Source organism: Segetibacter aerophilus, from assembly GCF_007991655.1.
Lineage (GTDB): Bacteria > Bacteroidota > Bacteroidia > Chitinophagales > Chitinophagaceae > Segetibacter > Segetibacter aerophilus.
Genome location: NZ_BJYT01000008.1, coordinates 39,063 through 60,537 on the forward strand (window position 1 = coordinate 39,063; position 21,475 = coordinate 60,537).

At 40.0% G+C, this 21,475-nt stretch carries 20 protein-coding genes; 13 read left to right on the top strand and 7 right to left on the bottom strand.

Going from position 1 to position 21,475, the window contains the following annotated elements; translation table 11 throughout:
• The first annotated feature begins 16 nt into the window (after positions 1 to 16).
• Complete coding sequence (gene thrA, locus SAE01_RS11640) at positions 17 to 2,458, top strand: bifunctional aspartate kinase/homoserine dehydrogenase I (RefSeq protein ID WP_147203941.1); 2,442 nt, start codon at positions 17 to 19, stop codon at positions 2,456 to 2,458.
• Positions 2,459 to 2,622: 164 nt separating this feature from the next.
• Here thrA and SAE01_RS11645 read toward each other — a convergent pair whose 3' ends face one another.
• On the bottom strand, positions 2,623 to 2,970 hold the full coding sequence (locus SAE01_RS11645; RefSeq protein ID WP_147203942.1) for a hypothetical protein: 348 nt from the start codon (positions 2,968 to 2,970) through the stop codon (positions 2,623 to 2,625).
• A gap of 289 nt (positions 2,971 to 3,259) precedes the next feature.
• Here SAE01_RS11645 and SAE01_RS11650 point away from each other — a divergent pair, with 289 nt between their 5' ends.
• Together SAE01_RS11650 and SAE01_RS11655 are read left to right on the top strand one after the other, a co-directional pair.
• Complete coding sequence (locus tag SAE01_RS11650; protein ID WP_147203943.1) at positions 3,260 to 4,897, top strand: hypothetical protein; 1,638 nt, start codon at positions 3,260 to 3,262, stop codon at positions 4,895 to 4,897.
• Positions 4,898 to 4,900: 3 nt separating this feature from the next.
• The gene (locus tag SAE01_RS11655; protein ID WP_147203944.1) at positions 4,901 to 6,145 is read left to right on the top strand and encodes a radical SAM protein; all 1,245 of its coding nucleotides are present in this window, start codon (positions 4,901 to 4,903) and stop codon (positions 6,143 to 6,145) included.
• Positions 6,146 to 6,163: 18 nt separating this feature from the next.
• Here the strand turns inward: SAE01_RS11655 and SAE01_RS11660 are convergent, their stop codons facing one another.
• Positions 6,164 to 6,946 (bottom strand): SDR family NAD(P)-dependent oxidoreductase, encoded by a 783-nt coding sequence (locus SAE01_RS11660; protein ID WP_147203945.1) that lies wholly within the window; start codon positions 6,944 to 6,946, stop codon positions 6,164 to 6,166.
• Between the two features lie 287 nt (positions 6,947 to 7,233).
• On the opposite strand from SAE01_RS11660, the gene SAE01_RS11665 reads away from it, so the two are divergent.
• Both SAE01_RS11665 and SAE01_RS11670 read left to right on the top strand, forming a co-directional pair.
• Positions 7,234 to 7,509: a hypothetical protein gene (locus SAE01_RS11665; protein ID WP_147203946.1), complete on the top strand. Its 276-nt coding sequence runs from the start codon at positions 7,234 to 7,236 to the stop codon at positions 7,507 to 7,509.
• Positions 7,510 to 7,808: 299 nt separating this feature from the next.
• Complete coding sequence (locus SAE01_RS11670) at positions 7,809 to 8,264, top strand: methylglyoxal synthase (RefSeq protein WP_147203947.1); 456 nt, start codon at positions 7,809 to 7,811, stop codon at positions 8,262 to 8,264.
• Positions 8,265 to 8,280: 16 nt separating this feature from the next.
• Here the strand turns inward: SAE01_RS11670 and SAE01_RS11675 are convergent, their stop codons facing one another.
• The 5 genes from SAE01_RS11675 to SAE01_RS11695 all read right to left on the bottom strand — a co-directional run bounded on the left by SAE01_RS11675 (position 8,281) and on the right by SAE01_RS11695 (position 13,643).
• Positions 8,281 to 9,366 (bottom strand): zinc-binding metallopeptidase family protein, encoded by a 1,086-nt coding sequence (locus SAE01_RS11675; RefSeq protein ID WP_147203948.1) that lies wholly within the window; start codon positions 9,364 to 9,366, stop codon positions 8,281 to 8,283.
• Between the two features lie 299 nt (positions 9,367 to 9,665).
• Positions 9,666 to 11,159 (bottom strand): peptide MFS transporter, encoded by a 1,494-nt coding sequence (locus SAE01_RS11680; RefSeq protein WP_147203949.1) that lies wholly within the window; start codon positions 11,157 to 11,159, stop codon positions 9,666 to 9,668.
• A gap of 30 nt (positions 11,160 to 11,189) precedes the next feature.
• Positions 11,190 to 11,573: a type II toxin-antitoxin system VapC family toxin gene (locus SAE01_RS11685; protein ID WP_147203950.1), complete on the bottom strand. Its 384-nt coding sequence runs from the start codon at positions 11,571 to 11,573 to the stop codon at positions 11,190 to 11,192.
• Entirely contained in the window at positions 11,573 to 11,782 is a 210-nt protein-coding gene (gene vapB / locus SAE01_RS11690; RefSeq protein WP_147203951.1) for a type II toxin-antitoxin system VapB family antitoxin, read from the bottom strand. The genes SAE01_RS11685 and vapB overlap by 1 nt, the downstream gene beginning before the upstream one ends.
• Positions 11,783 to 11,867: 85 nt before the next feature.
• Positions 11,868 to 13,643: a peptide MFS transporter gene (locus SAE01_RS11695; protein WP_147203952.1), complete on the bottom strand. Its 1,776-nt coding sequence runs from the start codon at positions 13,641 to 13,643 to the stop codon at positions 11,868 to 11,870.
• Positions 13,644 to 13,978: 335 nt separating this feature from the next.
• On the opposite strand from SAE01_RS11695, the gene purD reads away from it, so the two are divergent.
• From purD to accC, 8 genes are all read left to right on the top strand, one after another.
• Positions 13,979 to 15,265, top strand: coding sequence for a phosphoribosylamine--glycine ligase (purD, locus tag SAE01_RS11700; RefSeq protein ID WP_147203953.1), 1,287 nt, complete (start codon positions 13,979 to 13,981; stop codon positions 15,263 to 15,265).
• Positions 15,266 to 15,463: 198 nt separating this feature from the next.
• Positions 15,464 to 16,489, top strand: a complete 1,026-nt coding sequence (locus SAE01_RS11705; protein WP_147203954.1) for a rod shape-determining protein — start codon at positions 15,464 to 15,466, stop codon at positions 16,487 to 16,489.
• Positions 16,490 to 16,608: 119 nt separating this feature from the next.
• Positions 16,609 to 17,460: a rod shape-determining protein MreC gene (mreC, locus tag SAE01_RS11710; protein ID WP_147203955.1), complete on the top strand. Its 852-nt coding sequence runs from the start codon at positions 16,609 to 16,611 to the stop codon at positions 17,458 to 17,460.
• Complete coding sequence (locus SAE01_RS11715; RefSeq protein WP_147203956.1) at positions 17,457 to 17,990, top strand: rod shape-determining protein MreD; 534 nt, start codon at positions 17,457 to 17,459, stop codon at positions 17,988 to 17,990. Before mreC ends, SAE01_RS11715 begins: the two co-directional genes overlap by 4 nt.
• A 139-nt stretch (positions 17,991 to 18,129) precedes the next feature.
• Positions 18,130 to 18,789: a DUF6766 family protein gene (locus SAE01_RS11720; protein ID WP_147203957.1), complete on the top strand. Its 660-nt coding sequence runs from the start codon at positions 18,130 to 18,132 to the stop codon at positions 18,787 to 18,789.
• Positions 18,790 to 19,032: 243 nt separating this feature from the next.
• Positions 19,033 to 19,530, top strand: a complete 498-nt coding sequence (gene accB, locus SAE01_RS11725) for an acetyl-CoA carboxylase biotin carboxyl carrier protein (RefSeq protein ID WP_147203958.1) — start codon at positions 19,033 to 19,035, stop codon at positions 19,528 to 19,530.
• A 113-nt stretch (positions 19,531 to 19,643) separates the two neighbouring features.
• Positions 19,644 to 20,138, top strand: a complete 495-nt coding sequence (locus tag SAE01_RS11730) for a four helix bundle protein (protein WP_147203959.1) — start codon at positions 19,644 to 19,646, stop codon at positions 20,136 to 20,138.
• Positions 20,120 to 21,457: an acetyl-CoA carboxylase biotin carboxylase subunit gene (gene accC / locus SAE01_RS11735; RefSeq protein WP_147203960.1), complete on the top strand. Its 1,338-nt coding sequence runs from the start codon at positions 20,120 to 20,122 to the stop codon at positions 21,455 to 21,457. The genes SAE01_RS11730 and accC overlap by 19 nt, the downstream gene beginning before the upstream one ends.
• The last annotated feature ends 18 nt before the right edge of the window (positions 21,458 to 21,475 follow it).

The window sequence follows — 21,475 nt, forward strand, 5'->3', positions numbered from 1 at the left end:
TCCAAAAACAAGGTTCATGCAAGTATTAAAATTTGGTGGTAGTTCCGTAGCCAATGCGGAAAACATCGAAAAAGTTGTAAGCATAATACAGCACAAGTCAACAGAAGAAAAAGTGATCGTGGTTGTTTCGGCATTGGGTGGAATGACGGATCTGTTGTTGGAATGTGGAATGCTTGCTTCACAGGGTGATGAGTCTTATAAAGATAAATTACACGTTGCTGAAGCAAGGCACATGGAAACAGTTAAAGCACTTGTGCCTATTACCCAGCAGAGCAGGATACTAAGTCATGTAAAAACCCAGTGCAATGAGCTCGAGGATATTTGCAACGGTATTTTTTTATTGAAAGAATTATCAGCAGCAACGAAAGACCGCATTGTGAGCTACGGCGAATTACTATCGTCACAAATTCTGGTTGCAAGGCTTTCTTCAATCGGCCTAGATGCTGAATGGAAGGATGCGAGGAATCTCATCACAACCAATAATAACCACACAAATGCAACTGTAAACTTTGCGGTATCTAATGAATTGATTGCTGCCTACTTCAGCAATACCGATCATGGTGTCACCGTCCTGCCGGGCTTTATTGCTTTCGATGAAAATCGTAAAACAACCACATTAGGAAGAGGAGGTTCGGACTATACCGCTGCAATTATTGCTGCAGCAGTAGACGCACAAATATTGGAGATTTGGACCGATGTTTCAGGTATGATGACTGCCGATCCAAGGCTTGTGCCAACAGCAAAGGCTATCCCCCGTATTTCATACCAGGAGGCCATGGAGCTTTCTCACTTTGGAGCCAAAGTTATCTACCCTCCAACCATACAACCGGTGATGAAAAAGGAAATACCGGTATGGATAAAAAACACATTTGCTCCTACCGACGAAGGGACTTTAATAGAAAGTAACCGTAGCAGTAATGGCAAGAACATCAGGGGTATTTCTAGCGTCAATGATATAGTGTTGCTTAGCCTTGAGGGAAGCGGCATGATAGGCATTCCAGGCTTTTCTAAGAGATTATTTGAGGCGCTTGCACAGGAAAGAATTAATGTAATCCTCATTACCCAAGGATCTTCTGAACATTCTATTTGTGTTGGTATCGATCATCAAAATGCAGGACCGGCGAAAAGGGCAATTGATACCGCTTTTTCATACGAAATTGAAACCGGCAAAGTTGAGCCATTATCTATAGAAGCAGGATTATCAATCATTGCTTTGGTGGGAGATAATATGAAAAATCACACCGGTATTAGCGGTAAAATGTTTGGAGCGTTGGGTCGTAATGGCGTGAATGTTCGTGCTATTGCGCAGGGGTCTTCAGAAAGAAACATTTCGACAGTTATTTCGAAAAACGACGTAAAAAAAGCGATCAACGTTTTACATGAAGAATTTTTCGAAACGAGCTATAAACAACTCCATTTATTTGTAACAGGCGTTGGTAATGTTGGAAGCAAATTGCTGGCGCAAATAAAACAACAGCAGACCTATTTGCAGGAGCATCTGCGGTTGCAGATTAAAGTGGTGAGTATAGCAAATAGCAAAAAAATGTACTTCAACGATGAAGGTGTTGACCTGTCAAACTGGAAAGAGCAGTTGCAACAAGGTGAACAGATGAACACTCAGCAATTCGTTGAAACCATTCAATCTAAAAATCTTCGTAATGCTGTTTTTGCAGACGTTACTGCTAATAGTGAAATTGCCCATTCTTACGATTCTCTTCTGCAACGTAGCATCTCAATTGTCGCTTGCAATAAAATTGCTTGCTCTTCGCCCTACGAATATTATAGAAAGCTGAAGGATTTGGCAAAAGAGTATAATGCCCAGTTTTTCTTTGAAACTAACGTAGGTGCGGGTTTGCCGGTAATCGGAACACTAAATGACCTTTTAAGAAGTGGTGATCAAATTAACCGTATCGAAGCAGTGTTGAGTGGTACGCTCAACTATGTCTTTAATAATTATGACGGCTCAAAAACATTTGCCCAGGTAGTTCAGGATGCACAGGATGAGGGCTACACGGAGCCAGATCCGCGCCTTGATTTAAGTGGTACAGATGTAATGCGCAAGATTATGATTTTAGCCAGGGAAGCGGGTGAACAATTAGAAATGGAAGACATCACCAATAAGTCCTTCATGCCGCCGTCGTGCATGCAGGGAAGTGTGGATGATTTTTATGCAGAAATGGGAAAACACGAAACACACTTTGCCTCCCTTTACAATGAGGCAAAAGTTGCAGGCAACAAATTAAAGTTTGTAGCTTCCTATAACAACGGTAAGGCTTCGGTTGGCCTACAGCAAATTCCTCCGCAGCACGATTTGTATCATCTCTATGGAAAAGATAATGTTGTGTTGTTTTATACCAACCGCTATGTTGAACAGCCATTAGTTGTTAAAGGTGCCGGAGCTGGTGCAGAAGTAACAGCATCAGGTGTTTTTGCAGACATTATAAGAGCCGGAAGATAAGCGATCTTTAATTTTACCTCTCTGGTTAATTGCCCTACTATTTGTAGGGCAATTTGTTTTACAGGCAGAGGAACATAGCCTGGCATTCTTGTGTCACTCACTTGTACTATTGATGTTTTATTCAGCTTTTTACAAGATTGCTTAAACTGCTGTTGTCAACTGTTTTATTGAAGCTCTTTCGCCAGCAACGCCGCATCTATTTTGATACTATAGACTTTCTTGTTATTAGTAAAAAAGCCATACACAACATCTGTGTCTTTGCTTCTTAATTTTCTTACACTCCAAAGCTTCACTGGTTGGGCTGCAAAATCAGCGCTTACTTTTTCACCTTTTGCATTTACGTGTTCAATATATCTAAACGAACCATCGTCTCTCGATCCCAAGCCAATTTTTACCTGTTGACCTTTTGTAAACACTTGTCCCGAAGTTGCTTTGTAAGTGCTGTCATTAATCATTTGAGAAAAGGCATAAGTAGGTAGAGACAATAATATTATAACCGCTAATTTTTTCATGATGTATGTTTTTATGCTAAAGAATAAAAAATGTATCCTTTTCAAAACTCCTATTCTTTTTGAACAAAAAACTGAAATTGCCCTGGTGTTAATATTAAAAACAAGCTCCAATTATTTATACACTAAAAGTATTTTCAGCATCTCTCTTATACTTATAGGCTCTGAGGTACGACTCTATTTTTCTTGCAAACCGCAGATCAAACGCCAATATTAATGATTGCGATTTGTTGCAATTAGCAAAAACCTTGTTTACTTTTCAATAGCAATAACCTCAACCAAATCAAAACGTATGAGAATACTCAAGTCAATGTGCAAAGCGTTTGTTGCCTTTATTTTTTCAAGCGTTTGCTCCGGGTGTTTTCAACATTATTTTAAAGTAGTTCCGGTTAAGGATGTTGCAGCGTACCCTACTTCAGTTGAAAGGGGAAAGGAGGAGAACCGGTTTTTTATTTTACATGCTGGCTCAAACGCATACAGCATTACCACCATTCACGTAAACAAAGAGAAGCAGCAATTAGAATTGCAGCTTTCGAAGCTTGATACGCCCCACACTGTTTATGTAAATAAGCCTAAATACAGAGTCTATAAACCTTCGAAAGGTCAATCGCAAGTATTGACTGAAATGCACCTTTATTCAAAAGATGCAACTAGCTATGCTTTAAGCGAACCTCTTGTACTTCCTATAGCCGAGGTTAGCAAAATAGAACTGGTGGAAAAAGATGTAGCTGGTACTACGGCCAGTACAGTATTTAGCCTATTAGGTGTAACGCTGGGAGCATTTGCACTTCTAATAGTCATAGTAGCTCTTACTAAAAGCTCGTGTCCTTTTGTAAGCGGTTATGATGGGAATGACTTTAAGTTGCAGGGAGAAATTTATGCCGGCGCTATTTATCCTGCTCTTAAACGTGATGACTACCTGCCTTTGCAGTTGAAGCCTTTGGAAGGTAAGCTACAGGTTAAAATCAGCAACGAGTTACAAGAAAGACAATACACTGACCTTGCAGAACTTTGGACTATTGAGCATGAAAAGGATGTTGATATCGTGCCGGATGAACAAGGCAATTTATATTCAGTTGCGAAAGGAGAAATTCCTTCGACTGCCACTGTAAATGGTCGTAATGTTTTAACTGAAGTGTCTCAGAAAGATGAGACTTATTTTCCTTTCAATAATGAGAAAGAAGGCGGTATTAGTGAGTTGGAGGTAACTTTTTCAAAGCCGCATGAAAGCAAAGAAGGTAAACTGTTACTCCACTTAAAGAACTCCTACTGGCTTGATTATATCTATGGCGAGCTCATTCAACACATGGGCGGCTATTTTAATAAGTGGAGCAAACTGCAAAAGAATAAATCGGCTGAACAATTAGTTAAATGGAAAAACGAGCAAGCCATCCCACTAACGATCGAAATGAAAACTGCGACAGGATGGAAGGAGGTGAAAACTCTTACGACAGTCGGACCTGTCGCCTATAGAGAAATGGCAATTCCTTTAAATATAAGCGAGTCTGAAGGAGCACAAATAACACTAAGGCTTTCCTCAGGTTTTATGTTTTGGGAACTTGATCGCGTCGCTATCGATTATACGCCTGCACGTGCATACACCGTTCGCAAACTTAAGCCTGTTTCTGCTATTGACGAGTTGGGAAAAGACGTCAGCTCTTTACTTCTTGCAAAAGACAATCAATCTCTGAATCAGCCCATTCCCGGAAATGTAGCTACGATTAGTTTTGATGCCAATACGCCAAAATCAGATAAATCCTTGACGTACATTTTACACACGAGCGGCTATTACGAACACGTGAGATCATTTAAAGGAATGGCTGATATAAAATTTCTGAAAAAGTTTAAAGAGCCTTTAGCATTATCGAAGTTTAGCATGGAACGTTATCATCAAATAAATTCTTCGCTTGCCACAAAATCAAAAAAATAACCCATGATAGATTTATCTGCCGGTACAGCTAAAGCAAATACTGCGTTTAGCTTTCATGATAAAAGGGAGTTTAGGAGCGAGGAATTGGTCGATGGCAAAAAGCACCGGACTCAAGTAACAGGTCTCCATAATACTTGGGTATGGTTTGCAATAAAAAGCAGGATATTTTTCCTGGTAATGTATAATGTCAGGTCCATTAAAAAGGCTATTGAGTACTACAGGCAAATTATCGGTTTAAGGGAAAATGTTTGGAATGGTAATATGAAAAAGATTTACCAGGTGGGAGGGAAATATTTCTATAATCAATACACACCAGCGTGGCCCTCGAAGCAATACGATCAAATGATTGTAAGGGAAACGAGGAGAAGAATTTTTAATGAAACAAATCATTCCTGTTCTTTTATTTTTTTTGCAATAACGAGGAAATGCCCTTTAAAATGTGAGCACTGTTTTGAATGGGATAACCTCAACAAAAAAGAAACGTTCTCTTTGAAAGAGTTGGACTTAATCGTCGACCATTACAAAAAGCAGGGAATGTTTCAAATGCACTTAAGTGGAGGCGAGCCTATGCTTAGGGTAAAAGAAATGGTTGTGTTACTAAATAACCACGCAAGACAAGTGGACTTCTGGGTACTTACTTCTGGTTTTAATTGCACACGCGAAAACCTTTCTCAGTTAAAACAAGCTGGTTTAAAAGGCATCGTAGTTAGCATCGACCATCATCTCTCAGAACTACATGACTTGTTCAGACGCAAGGCCGGATCTTTTGATGCTGCTTTGAAAGCAATCCATTATGCACAAGAACTTCAGCTTGCAACGGCAATCAGTGTTTGTGTAACAAAGTCGTTTTTAGACGGAGGGCATCTTTGGCCGTACGCAGAATTTGCAAAAGACCTGGGAGTAGAATTCGTGCAGTTACTTGAGCCGAGGAATATCGGTAACTACAAAGACCAGGATGTACTGCTCGATGAAAAGCATATACTCTTGCTGGAAGATTTCTTTAAAAGCATCAATCATAGTAGAGACACTAAAAGTTATCCAACTTTTAGTTACCACGGATTTCATCAAAGAAGAATAGGCTGCTTTGCAGGAAGTCGTAGCATGTATATCGACTCAGCAGGCAATGTACATTCATGCCCTTTTTGTCATACTGCTGCTTATAACATTAAATCCTTTATCGAAAACGATACCTTGGCTAACATACCTCAAAAGCAAAACGAATGTCCAAGGTTTGGTAAAGTTATATAGATAAAATTAGTGAGGTCTTCATCTGTCTTCTTTGAAAGCAGCATTACTCCTTATAAAATTAATCGCATTTGCCTGGGCAGTACAAGTTACAACCAGGTCATTAATGCAAACATGTGGAGGAAGCGAAACACAATACCACGCAATGTCTGCTATGTCTTCTGCATACAAAGGAGTGAAACCGTCATAAGTTTGTTTTGCTTTGTCGCTGTCACCTTTGTAACGAACCAAAGAGAATTCTGTGTCGGCTGCACCTGGTTGCAGTGCGGTAACTTTTATTTTATGCGGTAGAAGATCGATACGCAAAGATTTTGAGATAGCATCAACTGCAAACTTACTGGCGCAATACACATTACCACTTTCATACACCTCTTTACCTGCAACTGAACCGATATTGATAATGTGTCCCTTGTTTTTTGCAATCATGTAAGGCACAACGGCTTTCGTTACATACAACAGCCCTTTTACATTTGTGTCTATCATTGTATCCCAATCATGAATACTTCCTTTGTCAAAAGTGTCGCGGCCAAGAGCAAGGCCGGCATTGTTTACCAGTACATCTATGTCTTTCCATTCAGTTGGTAGGTTGCCCAGGTTTTGCTTCACCTCGTCATTGTGACGCACATCAAAAACAAGGCTTAGCACGCGCACAGCAAACTTTTCTCTCAGTTCATCTGCAAAAGTGTGAAGCTTGTCTGCACGGCGACCAGTAATGATACAGTTCCAATTACCCGATGCAAATTTTTCTGCGATAGCTTTTCCAAATCCCGAAGTTGCCCCTGTTATTAGTACAATTTTGTGCATGGCGCGAAGGTAATAATGATGAAGCAAATGAAAAATTGAAGGAAATGAGGCTGATAGATGACGCCAAATATCAACTTGTTAGACACCATCTGTTATAGTCTCATTCAACAAGGTTACAATTACTTAACACCGGTCTAAAGGTAGATTTAATCGAAACGGTTACCTTTGCGATGTTTAAACGTTTAAATGAAATTTCTAAAAAACGAAAAAAGCTACCATTTGAAATAGAAAAACTTTGTGTTTGCCATATGCGAGAAGTTAGTATCGTTAACTAAAAACAGCAAAGTATGGTAAAGACAATAAGTGCCGGCATTATAGGTTGTAATATGTCGGAGGAGTTTTTTAGAACAACTGGAGTGAATAAGGTCGAAAGTTTTTTTTGGAAGAAAATCTATCTGAGCGGAAAATCTGCAAGCATAAAAAGCCATCCACAGGCTGAGATCGTTGAGAGGGCAGAGTCCATCATTAATGACGTTGATATTGAATTAGTATTTGTATCAGCAAATCATCTCCACTTCGTAAAGCCGGTAATTGAATCAGGTAAAGCTGTCAGGGTAATCTGATCTCTCTTACTATCGATGATTATTGGATAGAATTTATTAATTATTAAAATCAAAAATTATGTACACAACATATCCCGGAAATTATAGTCTTGAATATTATAATTCCCTTACACAATTATCTTTTAGGGTTAAAGCATTAATAAGACTTTTTAAAATAAAAAGAACAGTAAAAAGCAGATATGCCTTAGGGTAAAACGAATGAATTTATAATGGATTTTGAATTTAACGGATAAATAAAAATAAGAATGCCTGCCTCAAAAATAGCAGGCATTTTTATTATCTCTAACCTAATAAATTGTATGAACACTATCAAAAATATAAGCGTGGTAAAACGGATAGCGCTTGTTGCCCACGACAATAAAAAAGCAGATTTATTGGATTGGGCGAAATATAATAAGAGAGTACTAGCTCAACACCAGCTAACAGCCACAGGTACTACAGGTAGATTATTGGAAGAAGCGCTGGATATCCCTGTATTTAAATTATTGAGCGGCCCGTTGGGTGGAGACCAACAACTAGGCGCTATGATAGCGGAAGGTAAGTTAGATATGATCATATTCTTTTGGGATCCGATGGAAGCGCAGCCGCATGATAGTGATGTAAAAGCGCTACTACGTGTTGCTGTTGCATGGAATATCATTATTGCCTGTAACCGATTAACTGCCGATTTTGTGTTGACTTCCACTCTTATGCATAAAAACATTTCGACAGATATGCCGGATTATTCGGGGTATTTAAACAGAAAAATTGTCTAAAACATTTTAAGATTTACTAACTTTCTGTTATGCTGTTTTTAGCGTTGGTGCATACTTTATGTATAAACTTCAGCTTGTCTATAACAGCCACGGGAATAACAAAAGGGTATAGATCATGCAGGCCCATACTCCTGTTGACACTATTAAAAGCAAACGTAAGAGGAAGCCATTGGGTAATGATATTATCAAAACTGGGTTGGTTATAAGGGTCAACTTTGATATCGGTATTTAAGTGTGCAGCCGTTGGAGCAACATGAGGATGTACGCTGAGCCCGAATGAATAAGCGGTTTCCATAGTATCTACGATGTGCAGATAGTGCGCCCATGTCTCGGCCCAGTCTTCCCACGGATGGGTACTTGCATAAGCACTGATAAAGTGAGTGTTCCAGCCGATTGGAGGGCCATCTTTGTAATGCACTTTTAAAGCTTCCTGGTAGTCTAGGTTGTCGTCTCCAAAAAGCTCTCGGCACTCATCTAGAAAAGGGGTATTGTCTATTAGCCGATCCCAGTAGTAATGTCCCACTTCGTGCCTGAAATGTCCCAGCACTGTCCGGTACACTTCAGCCATTCCCTTCCTCGTCATTTCTCTTTCTACGTCATCTGCTTCTGAAATGTTTAAAGTAATCACCCCGTTGTCGTGCCCCGTAAGTATTTTATTTTCTCCGCCGGTTTCGTCATCAGCCATAAAATCAAACAGCAGACCTTCTTCAGCATTAACAGCCTTGCTGGCGAGAGGAAGCTGCATGCGGAGCAATTGATAAACAAGGCGATGCTTTCCATTTTCAATAACGTTCCATCGTTGCCGGTATTCTTGTTTGCTTAAGTTGGGTATTGTTCTGTTGAGACTGCATGCAGTACAATAATCTATTTGCTTGTTGTTTGGCACCAGCCAGTTACACACATTGTATTCATGGTTTTTACAATAGCGGTAAAGGGTCTTTTCATCTCTTCCATGTAGCCGATAGGTGTCGTCACCTTCTTGTACGATTGGTAGTAATGTTAGCTCTTCAGAGATAAATCCGAGCGACAGACCACATTGTTCGCAGTGGCTGTTTTCGAAATAAAGTAACTGGCCACAATTAGTGCAACTAAAAAGTCTCATTTAAATAGAAATTAGAAAACTTCTATTGTTCTTAAAACATCGAGCCATCTCGTGCGTGGTTTCTTAATTAGGCAGAATTAAGAAATAGTGTCTTATTTGTCCAAACCTTTATATCAACTCCGTTACTTCCGTTGCGTCGCACACTTGTACTTTTTTTCTCTATTCATCCGGGTAGAAAAGCGCAGGTTATTTCAAGGCAGTAAAAACATAAGGGCGACTAAAGCCGAATTAAAAAACAAAAAGACGAACGGATTGCGTCGCAACGATGACTCATTTTTGTACGTCTGCGGGTATCAACATTACCGCACGTCACTCATCCATTTTCTGATCAGGGGAACAAAACAAATCAGCAGAATGCCGATACCGATAGAATACATTCCAATCTTATTTAAAATGGTAGCGTAGTAGGGAAGAGACAGAACAGGATTATATACCACAGCTTCAGGCACACTCATTAGCGACCCGATTTTCCCCGCAAAAAACTCACCTAGGGCACTGGCAAAAAACCACATCCCCATCATCAGCGCTACCATTCTTTTTGGAGACAATTTCGTAATCATTGAAAGTCCAATGGGAGAGATGCACAACTCACCGGAAATAATAAAAAAATAGCCGGCTACGAAAGAAAACAGCGAAATCAAGCCGGTCTCTCGACTTGCTGCACAGGCTGCGTAAAAAACATAAAAGCCAATGCCCATGAGGATGAACGAAAAAGCAAACTTTAGGGGCGTAGATGGCTCTCTTCTCCTTCTGTTTAATGCGGGCCAAAGCCAGGCAAAAAAGAAGCTTAGCAAAATAACCCATGCCGGCGGCAAAAAGTTATTTACCGAAAGTGGTGGCAGGTCGCTACCGCCGACGCGCATGTCTACGTTTCTCATTGCAAACAAATTCAGCGAACCCGAATTTTGCTCGTAAAAAGCCCAAAACAACGTAGAGAAAATAACGAGGATAAGTGCTGAAAACAATTTGTATCGCTCTGTTTTCTCTAATCGAAATGCAGTAAACAAAATGTAGATAATTGCTATTGCACCCAGGCCAAACATGATAACGTCCATGACCTGGTACTGATTAAACAATATAACTACAACCGGTACGAGGCAAAGGGTGGCGAGATAAATAACAACTTCTGTAGTGATGCCGGCAAACAAAGGTTTCTTCAGAGCATCAGCATCAGGCGGAAGGCCACGATGGCCTAAAGACTTACCGCCAATGTAAAAAACAACAAGTCCGACAATCATAAAAATGCCGGCAAGCCCAAAACCGTAATGCCAGTTAATTCTCTGGCCTACATAACCACACAGCAATCCTCCTAAGGCTGCACCTATGTTTATCCCCATATAAAACAACGAAAAGCCGCTGTCTTTCTTTGGATCGTTATCCGCGTATAAGGTTCCCACGAGGCTGGAAATATTAGGTTTAAAAAAACCATTGCCACAAATGATAAAAGCCATTCCATAAAAAAAGCTCCAACCTTGTGGTACTGCTAACACAAGGTGTCCAATGCTCATTAGTATTCCGCCAAACAACACAGCTTTTCGATTGCCTAAAAATCGATCGGCCATCATTCCACCAAACATTGGCATTGTATATACTAAAGCAGCATACGAACCTAGGATAGCATAGCCTTTCGGCTCATCGAACTTTAGTTGTGTAACCATGTATGCAAGCAGCAAAGCTTTCATTCCATAAAATGAAAATCGCTCCCACATTTCTGCAAAAAACAGGATGTATAATTGTTTCGGATGTCCACTGCTTCCCTGAACTGCCGGTGTTTTAGGTTCGGTTAAATCCATAGTGTTTTTTAATAGAGGCTGAAATGATTATCAGATAACGGAAATGTTGTAAGCGCCGAGTTGCTTGTCTTTTGAAATTAAAGTCATATGGTCAGAATAGGCAATAGCTGCCAGCATTCTGTCAAAAGAATCTTTGTGAAGAACCGGCAGGAGTGACAATTGGTTAAGATGATAAAGTTTGACAGGTACTATTTCTATATTGCTTGTAATACAAGCAGCAGCAAGTTCGTTGATGTAGTAGTCGAGCTTTAATTTTCCTGTCTGTAGTTTAATTGTGATTTCCCAGAATGAAGCAATGCTTACATATAAGCTGTTTGCTAAATTTTCTATAGTTTTTGTCGCTAACTGAGATAGCTGTTTGTCCCCTTCGTTCCACCAGATTAAAGTATGAGTATCTAAAAGATATCTGCTCATTACATGTAATCTTTGAAATCTTCTAGTGGCTCATCAAAGTCAGGGCTCATCCACATTTTACCTTTAAATAGACCCGGAATTCTTTTTCCCTGCGATAATGGCTCTTTTCCCAACTTTTTTTCCCACACAAACTCAATAAAGTCTTTCACTTCCTGCTGGTAATCCGGAGGCATTAATTTCACAGTCTCTAAAAAAGCTAAGTCTGACATAAAAAGGTATTGTAACCAAATTTACCACTGTTCATGCAATTAAAAAAGCTGCTCAATTTTGAACAGCTTGTTATTTTTTTGATGCTTATCTAACCCCATTCATCATTCGTTTCAATATCGGTGTGATCGCATATAAAACCACTGATGCAACTCCGCACAGTATTACGAAAACCATAAAAAACTCAAAAAGGTTATGAATAGTAAACCCGGCAAATGTGGGATAAGTCGTTGGGATCTTTTTGTCTGAAAGAAAGGCCATTTGTTCTGCTGTAGCCTGCCCGGTCTTATCAAGGATTGCCCGCAGGTCAATTCCTTTTTCTGCAGCCGCTGCATATTTATCGCCAGTTGGTGGTAGCAATGCACCTAGTGTTCCTGTAAGCGCGTAGCCGGCAGCATTACCTAAAAACCAGACTCCCATCAATAAAGATGCAAACCTTTTTGGGGCTAATTTGGCCACAAGCGATAATCCTATGGGCGATAAACAAAGCTCACCCCACGTATGAAGCAGGTACAATAAAATCAACCATATGACCCCTATTTTTCCTTGCGTTCCCAAATCTTTTACCTGCAACGCAATGATCAGGTAACCAAGTGCAATCAAGGCGAGACCGATGGCTTGTTTAGCGGTAGAAATGGGCTCCATATTTCTTTTCTGCAACCACAGCCATAAAGCACTAAAGGGAAGCGCAAAAATGATTACAAAGAAGCCGTTGAAGTTTTGTACCATACTAGGTGGCATTCTCCAGCCAAGTATGCGTGTATCTGTTTGATTATCGGCAATGAAAGTGAGCGACGAGCCGGCCTGCTCAAAAGCAGCCCAGAAAAAGATAACGAAGAATGCTACAATATAAAGTACGTAGATCCTTTGCGTTTCAACTTTCGTTAGCGATTTATCTGTAAGTATAAAAATTGCGAGGCTAACACCTGATGCATATATAAAAGGATACACGTAAGTTTTTATCGGGGAAGTTAGCAGTGCCGAAAAGTATCCCCCTATCCCTGATCCCGTCATTGGCATCGAAACTGAATCCCATGATAGATATTGAAAAATGAAATAGAAGACTATCAATAATCCAACAAGTATTGCAACCGCTTTTGATGTAAACTTCGCTTGTACAGCGTCACCATCCTGGCGCAAGTCGGCTCTTGGTTTTCCTCCTATTGCTGCGCCTTGAGGTGTAACGACATATTTATTCTTTAGAAAGAAGAAGGTTATAGTGCCGATTAACATGGCAACGCCGGCAGCAAAAAAACCCCACTTAAAAGCAGTAAGATCACGCACCGTTTTTTCGACTCCGTTTACAACAGTGGTAGTTTCAACATCACCAAGCAAAGGACAAATTGTTTGACCAAGCAACGCGCCAACATTAATACCCATGTAGAATATGGTAAACGCTGAATCCAGTTTGCTTTTTTCATTCTCAGGATATAACTGCCCGACCATCGAAGAAATATTCGGCTTAAAAAAACCATTGCCGAAAATGATCACTAATAAAGCCAGCCACATGATAGTTTTGGCAAGGTCGAGGTTTGAACCAAAAATAGAGGCACTTCCAAAAAGCAGGAATTGTCCGGCGGCCATAGTTAAACCACCAAGAAGAATACAGTTGCGGTTACCAAGATACTTGTCAGAGATATAACCCCCCAACATTGGAGTGAGGTAAGACAAACCCAGGAATCCGCCGTAGATGATAGAAGCCTGTTGTTCACCCAGAAGCAACGCCTTAGCAAGGAACAAGGTTAGCAAAGCCCTCATCCCGTAAAAATTAAACCGTTCCCACATTTCAGTTGTAAAAAGAACTCCCAATCCTTTTGGGTGACCGCTTTTTACGGGTGCTTCCGCAGTGGCATTACTAATCATAGGTACTTTTTTTTGATCGATTTTAGTTTATTCAATTCCGCCTTATATAATTCCGCCTTCTTTTTTTGTTGTCGCCATCTTCCGGTCTGTGGCCATCTTTTGTTGTGTCACTCCCTTGTACCTGTAAATACTTCATTCAGCTTTTTTAAAAAAAGGCATCCCAATATTTGTATCCATTCTGCAGCTTGTTGTTCAACTTTGAACCTTTTTAATAAAGTTCTCAAAATAGGGATAAATCCAATTACTTACTTAGTAACTATTATACCACGCGCTCTTTGATTATAAAATGTTTCTACTTTCGCTGCCTAATTTATCTGCTTATTAACTTATCTGTTATGAATATACTTGTGCTAGGATCAGGTGGACGTGAACATGCACTAGCATGGAAATTAAGGCAAAGTAAACTATGCAGTCGATTGTTAATTGCTCCCGGAAATGCCGGCACTTCTCAGTACGGCGAGAACATTGATGTCTCAATCACAGATTTTGAAGCAATTAAAAAAGTGTGTGTATCAGAGTTTATCGAAATGGTAATCGTTGGACCGGAGGAGCCATTGGTAAAAGGCATTTACGATTTCTTTAAAAATCATGAAGAGCTCGAAAAAAGAACTGTCATTGGTCCATCTGCCGCTGCCGCACAACTGGAAGGAAGTAAAGCGTTTTCAAAAAAGTTTATGCAGCGCCATAAAATTCCTACCGCAGGTTACGCAGAGTTTGATGAAAAAAATTATGAGGCTGGCAAAGAATACATTTCAAATCATGCGTTGCCAATTGTTTTGAAAGCCGATGGCCTCGCTGCTGGTAAAGGTGTAATTATTTGTGAGACACATAAAGAGGCTCTTGATGCTTTTGAGCAAATGATCATACAAAAACAATTTGGTGAAGCTTCCTCAAAAGTTGTGATCGAAGAATTTTTGAAGGGGATTGAGTTAAGTGTATTTGTATTAACCAATGGACAGCAACACAAAGTAATTGGTCACGCAAAAGATTATAAAAGGATAGGAGAGGGCGATACAGGATTGAATACCGGTGGAATGGGTTGTGTAAGCCCGGTGCCCTTTGCTGACGAAACATTTATGCAAAAGGTAGAAGAGAGAATTATCAAGCCGACAGTTCGAGGATTGAGCGAAGAGAAACTCGAATACAACGGATTCGTTTTTATTGGATTGATGAATGTAAATGGGGAACCTTATGTGATTGAATACAACTGCCGCTTAGGCGATCCTGAAACTGAGGTAATTATGCCGAGGCTAAAAAATGATTTGCTCGAATTGTTAATTGGGATCAAAATAAATCAACTGGACGATCTCAATATTGAATTTGATGAAAGATCTGTAGCAACTGTCATGGCGGTAAGTGGTGGTTATCCGGGAGAATATGAAAAGGGTATTGAAATAAAAGGGCTGCCAGATATGCAACCTGCCGATGAAGACGTATTGGTCTTTCATGCAGGAACAAAAAATACAAATGATACCGTAGTTACAAACGGAGGACGCGTACTAGCTGTTACAGCTTTTGGCGATAATTTAAAAAGTGCTGTAAATCGATCAAAGAAAGAGCTAGGCAATATCAGCTTCGAGGGCATGTACTATAGAAAGGATATCGGGTTTGAATTTGAGTAATTGGTGGTCTTCTTTTATATAATATAGCATTACTTTTTCAGCAATTGATATTAACGTAAATCCTTATCTAATACCATTTTAAAAGCTATCCAAACGTTGTCCACACTGCATCTGCGGCTATTTTTTCCACTTTGTTAATTCGGATTATTTCATACAACTTTGCACGCATTACTTAACATACAAGGAACTCAAATATAAATGGGACTGTTTAACTGGTTTACACAAGAGATAGCGATGGATTTGGGTACAGCAAATACCTTGATCATTCACAACGAGGAAGTGGTAGTGAATGAACCATCGATTGTGGCATTGGATCGCAATAACCTGAAAACTGTTCTTGCAGTTGGTAAACGTGCTTTAATGATGCACGAAAAAACTCATGAAAGCATTCGTACCATTCGTCCATTAAAAGATGGCGTAATAGCAGATTTTAACGCGGCTGAATTAATGATAAGGGAAATGATCAAGATGATCTATCCTAAAAAACCGCTCTTTCCGCCAAGTTGGAGAATGATGATATGCATTCCGTCAAGCATAACAGAGGTGGAGAAACGTGCGGTAAGAGACAGTGCAGAACAGGCAGGTGCTAAGGAAGTTTATTTGTTGCATGAGCCAATGGCTGCTGCACTTGGTATAGGTATAGACGTTGAAGAGCCGGTAGGAAATATGATTATTGATATTGGTGGGGGTACCACCGGTATTACAGTAATTGCTTTGGCGGGTATCGTCTGCGACCAAAGTATTCGTATCGCGGGTGATGAATTCACTGCTGATATTATGGAGGCGCTACGTCGTTACCATAGCTTATTAATTGGTGAACGTACTGCAGAGCAAATCAAGATACAAATAGGTGCGGCAATGAAAGATCTGGAGACGCCACCTGATGATATTCCTGTAAACGGACGTGACCTGGTTACCGGTATTCCGAAACAAATTATGGTAAGCTACCAGGAAGTTGCAGAAGCCCTTGATAAAAGCATCTTTAAGATTGAAGAGGCTATTCTTAAAGCGCTTGAGACAACGCCGCCTGAGTTGGCGGCCGACATCTATAGAAGAGGTTTATATCTTACGGGCGGCGGAGCCTTGCTTCGCGGACTTGATAAAAGACTTAGCCAGAAAATAAAGCTACCGGTACACGTGGCTGACGATCCGCTAAAAAGTGTAGTTCGGGGCACTGGAATAGCTTTAAAGAATTATCAGCGTTTTCCTTTTATCATGAGATAGACCATTGCAGGTTCTTCTTTGCAAAAGGACTTAAAGCACATTACCCTGAAATATTCATCCTGCTATAGCAACGTTTCTTTTATTTTCCGCAAATCAGCGGAGAAGCTGGGAGGGCTTTTATGAAGAACATTTTTGTTTTCATCAGAAGGTACTTCAACTTTCTCTTTTTTGTAGTGCTGCAAATATTGTCAATTGTTTTACTCGTTCAGTATAACCAGACACACCAGGCTGCCTATGCCGGTATTGCGAACGAAATAACGGGAAGCATCAACGAGCAGTACAACAAAATTCAAAACTACTTTCACTTAAAAGAAAACAACCGCCTACTACTCGAAGAAAACACGCGTCTTAAAAATCTTCTTAAGATAAATTTTGAAGATCCTGACAGCGCCCGTCTAGTTGTTATCGATAGCCTGATAAGAGATACCCTTGGCCATCAAAGAAAGTATATGTGGCTGCCCGCAAAAGTTATTAATAACACGGTGGCCGAACAAATGAATTATGTGACTTTACATAGAGGAGCTAACCAGGGAGTTAAAAAGGATATGGCAGTGGTTAGTACAAAAGGCATCGTCGGGACTGTTATTGATGTTAGTGAAAACTATAGCCGTGTAATGAGCCTGCTTCATAGAAACAGTAAGGTTAGCTCAATGCTGAAAAACTCCAAGATGATAGGGTCGGTGGAGTGGGACGGCAAAGACCCGCATTACATTACTTTAAGAAACATTCCTAAGAGTACTCCTGTTGCAAAGGGTGACTCTGTGGTTACAAGTAGTTATTCAGCCAACTTTCCCTCAGATCTTTTAATAGGTACTGTTGATGAAATTGCTAAAGACCCGATAAGCAACTTTTTTATTATCAGACTTAAAACGGCTACCAACTTCTATAGCCTCGAGTACGTAAACCTCGTGGAAAACGTACAATGGGATGAACAACGCAGGTTGGAGGCTGCTCCTATAAAAAATCAATGAGCCTGCTAGTAAAAAATATTATCCGCTTTATTCTGTTCATACTGATGCAGGTGTATGTGCTTAGCCAGATACCACCGTTGCATCAATTCATCACGCCATACCTGTATTTCTTATTTATTCTGTGGCTGCCGTTTACAATCTCGCGTTTTGGCTTACTATTGGTTTCATTTCTGCTCGGCATTACGCTTGATTATTTTTTATCGACCCCCGGCCTTCATGCTGCGCCCTGTGTGTTGATTGCTTACTTAAGACCTTTTTTGATCAATATTTTGATTTCTCAAGAAGGGGCAGAATTAAATTATGCGGAGCCTTCCATAAAAAGCATGGGCTTTGCTCCCTACAGCTTGTACGTACTTGTGTTCACGTTTATTCATCACTTCTACCTTGTTCTAATAGAGTGGCTTCAGTTTGGAAACTTCCTGTATTTCCTTGGAAAAGTGACGGCTACCACCGGAGTTAGTCTATTGCTAATATTCGTAACAGAAATGCTGTTCTTTAGAAAGCAAAAATTCAGGACAAATACCGCATAGAAATCTTTGTTTGGTATTCTTTTATTCCGCAACAAAGGTTAAGCTCTACTAAAAACTTTCTCGAGCAATAAAAGACTGAACAGCAATATTTTGTTTAGTGTTTCTTTTGCAGCTGGCATAAGTTTTTAATCAAAAGGTTATGCGAAAAGGGTTCTTTTACAAAAACAGTTTAACGATAGTTTTTTTGTTGCTATTTATAGCATCGCTAGTTGGCCAACTCTTTACGGGATGGAATGAATATAACAACGACCTTAAGGACGATCATTACAAGGAGATTTCTTTAACCGAATATCTTACCTCCGGTCATTTTATCTCCTCCACATTTGAAAACTGGGAAAGTGAATTTTTGCAGATGGCATTATTCGTTATACTCACCAGAACTTTCAGGCAGAAGGGCTCATCTGAATCTAAAAAACTAGAAGGGAAAGAAGAGGTTGATAAAGACCCCGACCCTGATAAAAAAGATGCTCCTTGGCCTGTACATAAAGGAGGCCTGGTACTTACTCTTTACAAGCATTCGCTTTCTATCGTGTTGTTGCTTTTGTACGTCTTCTCCTTTTGTATGCATGTTTTTGGCAGTTTTAAAGATTACAATGGCGAGCAGGTAAGAAAGGGACACGCAACTGAAACAGTTTGGCAATATTTATCGGGCTCGAGGCTTTGGTTTGAGTCTTTTCAAAATTGGCAGAGTGAGTTTTTATCGATCGTCGCGATTGTTCTGTTAAGCATTTATTTGCGTCAACAAGGATCACCACAATCTAAACCGGTTGATGCGCCTTTTTCTGAAACGGGTGAGTAATTAGTAAGTGGGTAGGCGCGATTTATCAAGGCCAGGATACAAGGTTGTTACAGATAGCGATGAAGCAATGATAGAATGTGCAGTATCCAATATTTGTGCCTTGTGTGTAAGCCTTGATTATTAAGGTTTAAAACAGATTGTTTTATCTTTTCAGTTGTATTATTTTAAAAATGGCTATTTTGCCTCCCGTTTCTTTAGAAAAAATATTGCGTTTACAATCTCAAAAACCATCAAACCGATTGTATGGACTTTAAACAAATCCAGGAATTAATTAAGATAGTTAATAGAAGTACTATAGGTGAGTTAAGTATCGAAGAAGGTGATTTCAAAATAACCATAAAGCAGAAGGAAGAACCTGTACCCGTGTACACGTCAGCACCCACTCAAAATTTCCAGCCTGCACCTCCCCCTGCACAACTATCTGCACCAACACAAACACCATCATCGCCTGCTGGTAATGGTTCAACAGGAGGACAGGAAGCCGCAACCAAACAAGCAGACAACCTGGTAACCATCAAAAGCCCAATGATCGGAACTTTCTATAGAAGCGCCGGTCCGGATAAACCTGCTTTTGTGAACATCGGCGATGAGGTAACAGTAGGTAAAACAGTTTGCATAATTGAGGCAATGAAACTCTTCAATGAAATTGAAAGTGAAATAAAAGGAACCATCGTAAAAGTATTGGTTGAAGATGCAAGTCCTGTAGAGTACGACCAGCCATTGTTCCTGGTAGAACCCTAATTGCAATGTCAAAATGAGTTGATGGCTCAATGTGAAAATTTGAGGGAGCAAAAAATGAGACTCTGCAAGCAACACTTCATCTACAATCGCCTTTATACGTACTAGCTCTCAACATGAAGAAGGAATTATTTGATAATAATCCTATTTTAAAATTGTCATTTGACTTTGCTCTTATGGTCATTGAATATTGTGAAGGCCTCGATAGCGCAAAAAAATATGTTATTGCACGGCAACTATTAAAATCGGGAACTTCGATGGGTGCAAATGCAATGGAAGCTCAAAATGCAGAAAGCAAAGCTGATTTTGTTCACAAAATGAAAATTGCTGCTAAAGAAGCGGAGGAATCACAATATTGGTTATGGCTTTGTCAGTATTCCAACGGTTACCCAGACTCTACCTTATTACAAAATAAGTTAGAAGATATAAATAAAGTTTTAGGAAAAATATTAGCAACATCTAAGGGAAAAAGTCCTTTTAGCTATTTTCTAAGTTTTTCCATTTTTTTAAAATTTGCTTCTTTGATTTACTCAATTCATCCATGGTGCAAATTGAGCCATTTTCAAATTAAGCCATTTTCAAATTTGCCTACATGTTTAAAAAGATTTTGATAGCAAATCGCGGAGAAATTGCTCTTCGCGTTATTCGTACCTGCCGTGAAATGGGAATTAAAACAGTAGCCGTTTACTCAACTGCTGATAAAGATAGCCTGCACGTAAAGTTTGCTAATGAAGCGGTTTGTATAGGAAAGCCACAAAGTGCAGATTCTTATTTAAATATTCCGCACATAATGGCAGCAGCAGAAATTACGAATGCTGATGCGATACACCCCGGTTATGGTTTTTTAGCCGAAAATGCAAAATTCTCTCAAATATGTGCAGACCACGGAATTAAATTTATTGGCCCTACACCTGCTATGATTAATGGCATGGGTGACAAAATAACGGCGAAGGAAACTATGATTAAAGCGGGGGTTCCCGTTGTTCCTGGTGGTGAGAGTTTACTGGAAAGTGTGGCAGAAGCTAAAAGTCTTGCAAAAGAAATAGGTTACCCGGTAATACTTAAGGCTACTGCAGGTGGTGGCGGTAAGGGTATGCGTGTGGTATTTGAGGAAAGCGAAATAGAAAAAGCCTATACAAACGCTCGTGCCGAAGCAGGTGCATCTTTTAAAAACGATGGTGTGTATATGGAGAAGTTCGTCGAAGAACCTCGCCATATCGAAATCCAAATTGCCGGTGATCAATACGGTACTGTGGCTCACTTAAGCGAGCGTGATTGTTCAATACAACGCCGACATCAGAAGCTGGTCGAGGAAAGCCCTTCTCCGTTTATGGATCCTGAACTTAGGCGCAAGATGGGTGAAGCTGCCATTAAAGCTGCCAGCGCCATTAACTATGAAAGTGTAGGAACAATCGAGTTTTTGGTTGATAAGCATAAAAACTTCTACTTCATGGAGATGAATACCCGCATCCAGGTAGAACATTGCGTGACCGAAGAAGTGATCAATTTCGATCTTATAAAAGAGCAAATAAAAATAGCTGCAGGTCATCCAATTAGTGGTCGCAACTATGAACCGCAGTTACACGCAATAGAGTGTCGCATTAATGCTGAAGATCCGTACAACGATTTTCGTCCAAGCCCCGGTAGAATTACAGTTTTACATCAGCCAGGGGGGCACGGAGTAAGGGTCGACAGTCATGCATACGCCGGCTATGTTATTCCTCCTTATTATGACAGCATGATAGGTAAATTAATCACGATGGCACAGACCCGTGAAGAGGCTATCGATACAATGCACCGTGCGCTCAGTGAATATATTATCGAAGGCATTAAAACAACCATTCCTTTTCACCTGCAGCTAATGAAGAATGAAGATTTCCGTAAAGGAAACTTCACCACTAAATTTCTTGAAGGCTTTACAATGGAGTAGGGGTTGCGAGTGTTATTT

Bases quoted from the DNA above. Each gene is read 5' to 3' on its own strand.
- thrA (WP_147203941.1), top strand. From the start codon at position 17: ATGCAAGTATTAAAATTTGGTGGTAGTTCCGTAGCCAATGCGGAAAAC.
- SAE01_RS11645 (WP_147203942.1), bottom strand. From the start codon at position 2,970: ATGAAAAAATTAGCGGTTATAATATTATTGTCTCTACCTACTTATGCC.
- SAE01_RS11650 (WP_147203943.1), top strand. From the start codon at position 3,260: ATGAGAATACTCAAGTCAATGTGCAAAGCGTTTGTTGCCTTTATTTTT.
- SAE01_RS11655 (WP_147203944.1), top strand. From the start codon at position 4,901: ATGATAGATTTATCTGCCGGTACAGCTAAAGCAAATACTGCGTTTAGC.
- SAE01_RS11660 (WP_147203945.1), bottom strand. From the start codon at position 6,946: ATGCACAAAATTGTACTAATAACAGGGGCAACTTCGGGATTTGGAAAA.
- SAE01_RS11665 (WP_147203946.1), top strand. From the start codon at position 7,234: ATGGTAAAGACAATAAGTGCCGGCATTATAGGTTGTAATATGTCGGAG.
- SAE01_RS11670 (WP_147203947.1), top strand. From the start codon at position 7,809: ATGAACACTATCAAAAATATAAGCGTGGTAAAACGGATAGCGCTTGTT.
- SAE01_RS11675 (WP_147203948.1), bottom strand. From the start codon at position 9,366: ATGAGACTTTTTAGTTGCACTAATTGTGGCCAGTTACTTTATTTCGAA.
- SAE01_RS11680 (WP_147203949.1), bottom strand. From the start codon at position 11,159: ATGGATTTAACCGAACCTAAAACACCGGCAGTTCAGGGAAGCAGTGGA.
- SAE01_RS11685 (WP_147203950.1), bottom strand. From the start codon at position 11,573: ATGAGCAGATATCTTTTAGATACTCATACTTTAATCTGGTGGAACGAA.
- vapB (WP_147203951.1), bottom strand. From the start codon at position 11,782: ATGTCAGACTTAGCTTTTTTAGAGACTGTGAAATTAATGCCTCCGGAT.
- SAE01_RS11695 (WP_147203952.1), bottom strand. From the start codon at position 13,643: ATGATTAGTAATGCCACTGCGGAAGCACCCGTAAAAAGCGGTCACCCA.
- purD (WP_147203953.1), top strand. From the start codon at position 13,979: ATGAATATACTTGTGCTAGGATCAGGTGGACGTGAACATGCACTAGCA.
- SAE01_RS11705 (WP_147203954.1), top strand. From the start codon at position 15,464: ATGGGACTGTTTAACTGGTTTACACAAGAGATAGCGATGGATTTGGGT.
- mreC (WP_147203955.1), top strand. From the start codon at position 16,609: ATGAAGAACATTTTTGTTTTCATCAGAAGGTACTTCAACTTTCTCTTT.
- SAE01_RS11715 (WP_147203956.1), top strand. From the start codon at position 17,457: ATGAGCCTGCTAGTAAAAAATATTATCCGCTTTATTCTGTTCATACTG.
- SAE01_RS11720 (WP_147203957.1), top strand. From the start codon at position 18,130: ATGCGAAAAGGGTTCTTTTACAAAAACAGTTTAACGATAGTTTTTTTG.
- accB (WP_147203958.1), top strand. From the start codon at position 19,033: ATGGACTTTAAACAAATCCAGGAATTAATTAAGATAGTTAATAGAAGT.
- SAE01_RS11730 (WP_147203959.1), top strand. From the start codon at position 19,644: ATGAAGAAGGAATTATTTGATAATAATCCTATTTTAAAATTGTCATTT.
- accC (WP_147203960.1), top strand. From the start codon at position 20,120: ATGTTTAAAAAGATTTTGATAGCAAATCGCGGAGAAATTGCTCTTCGC.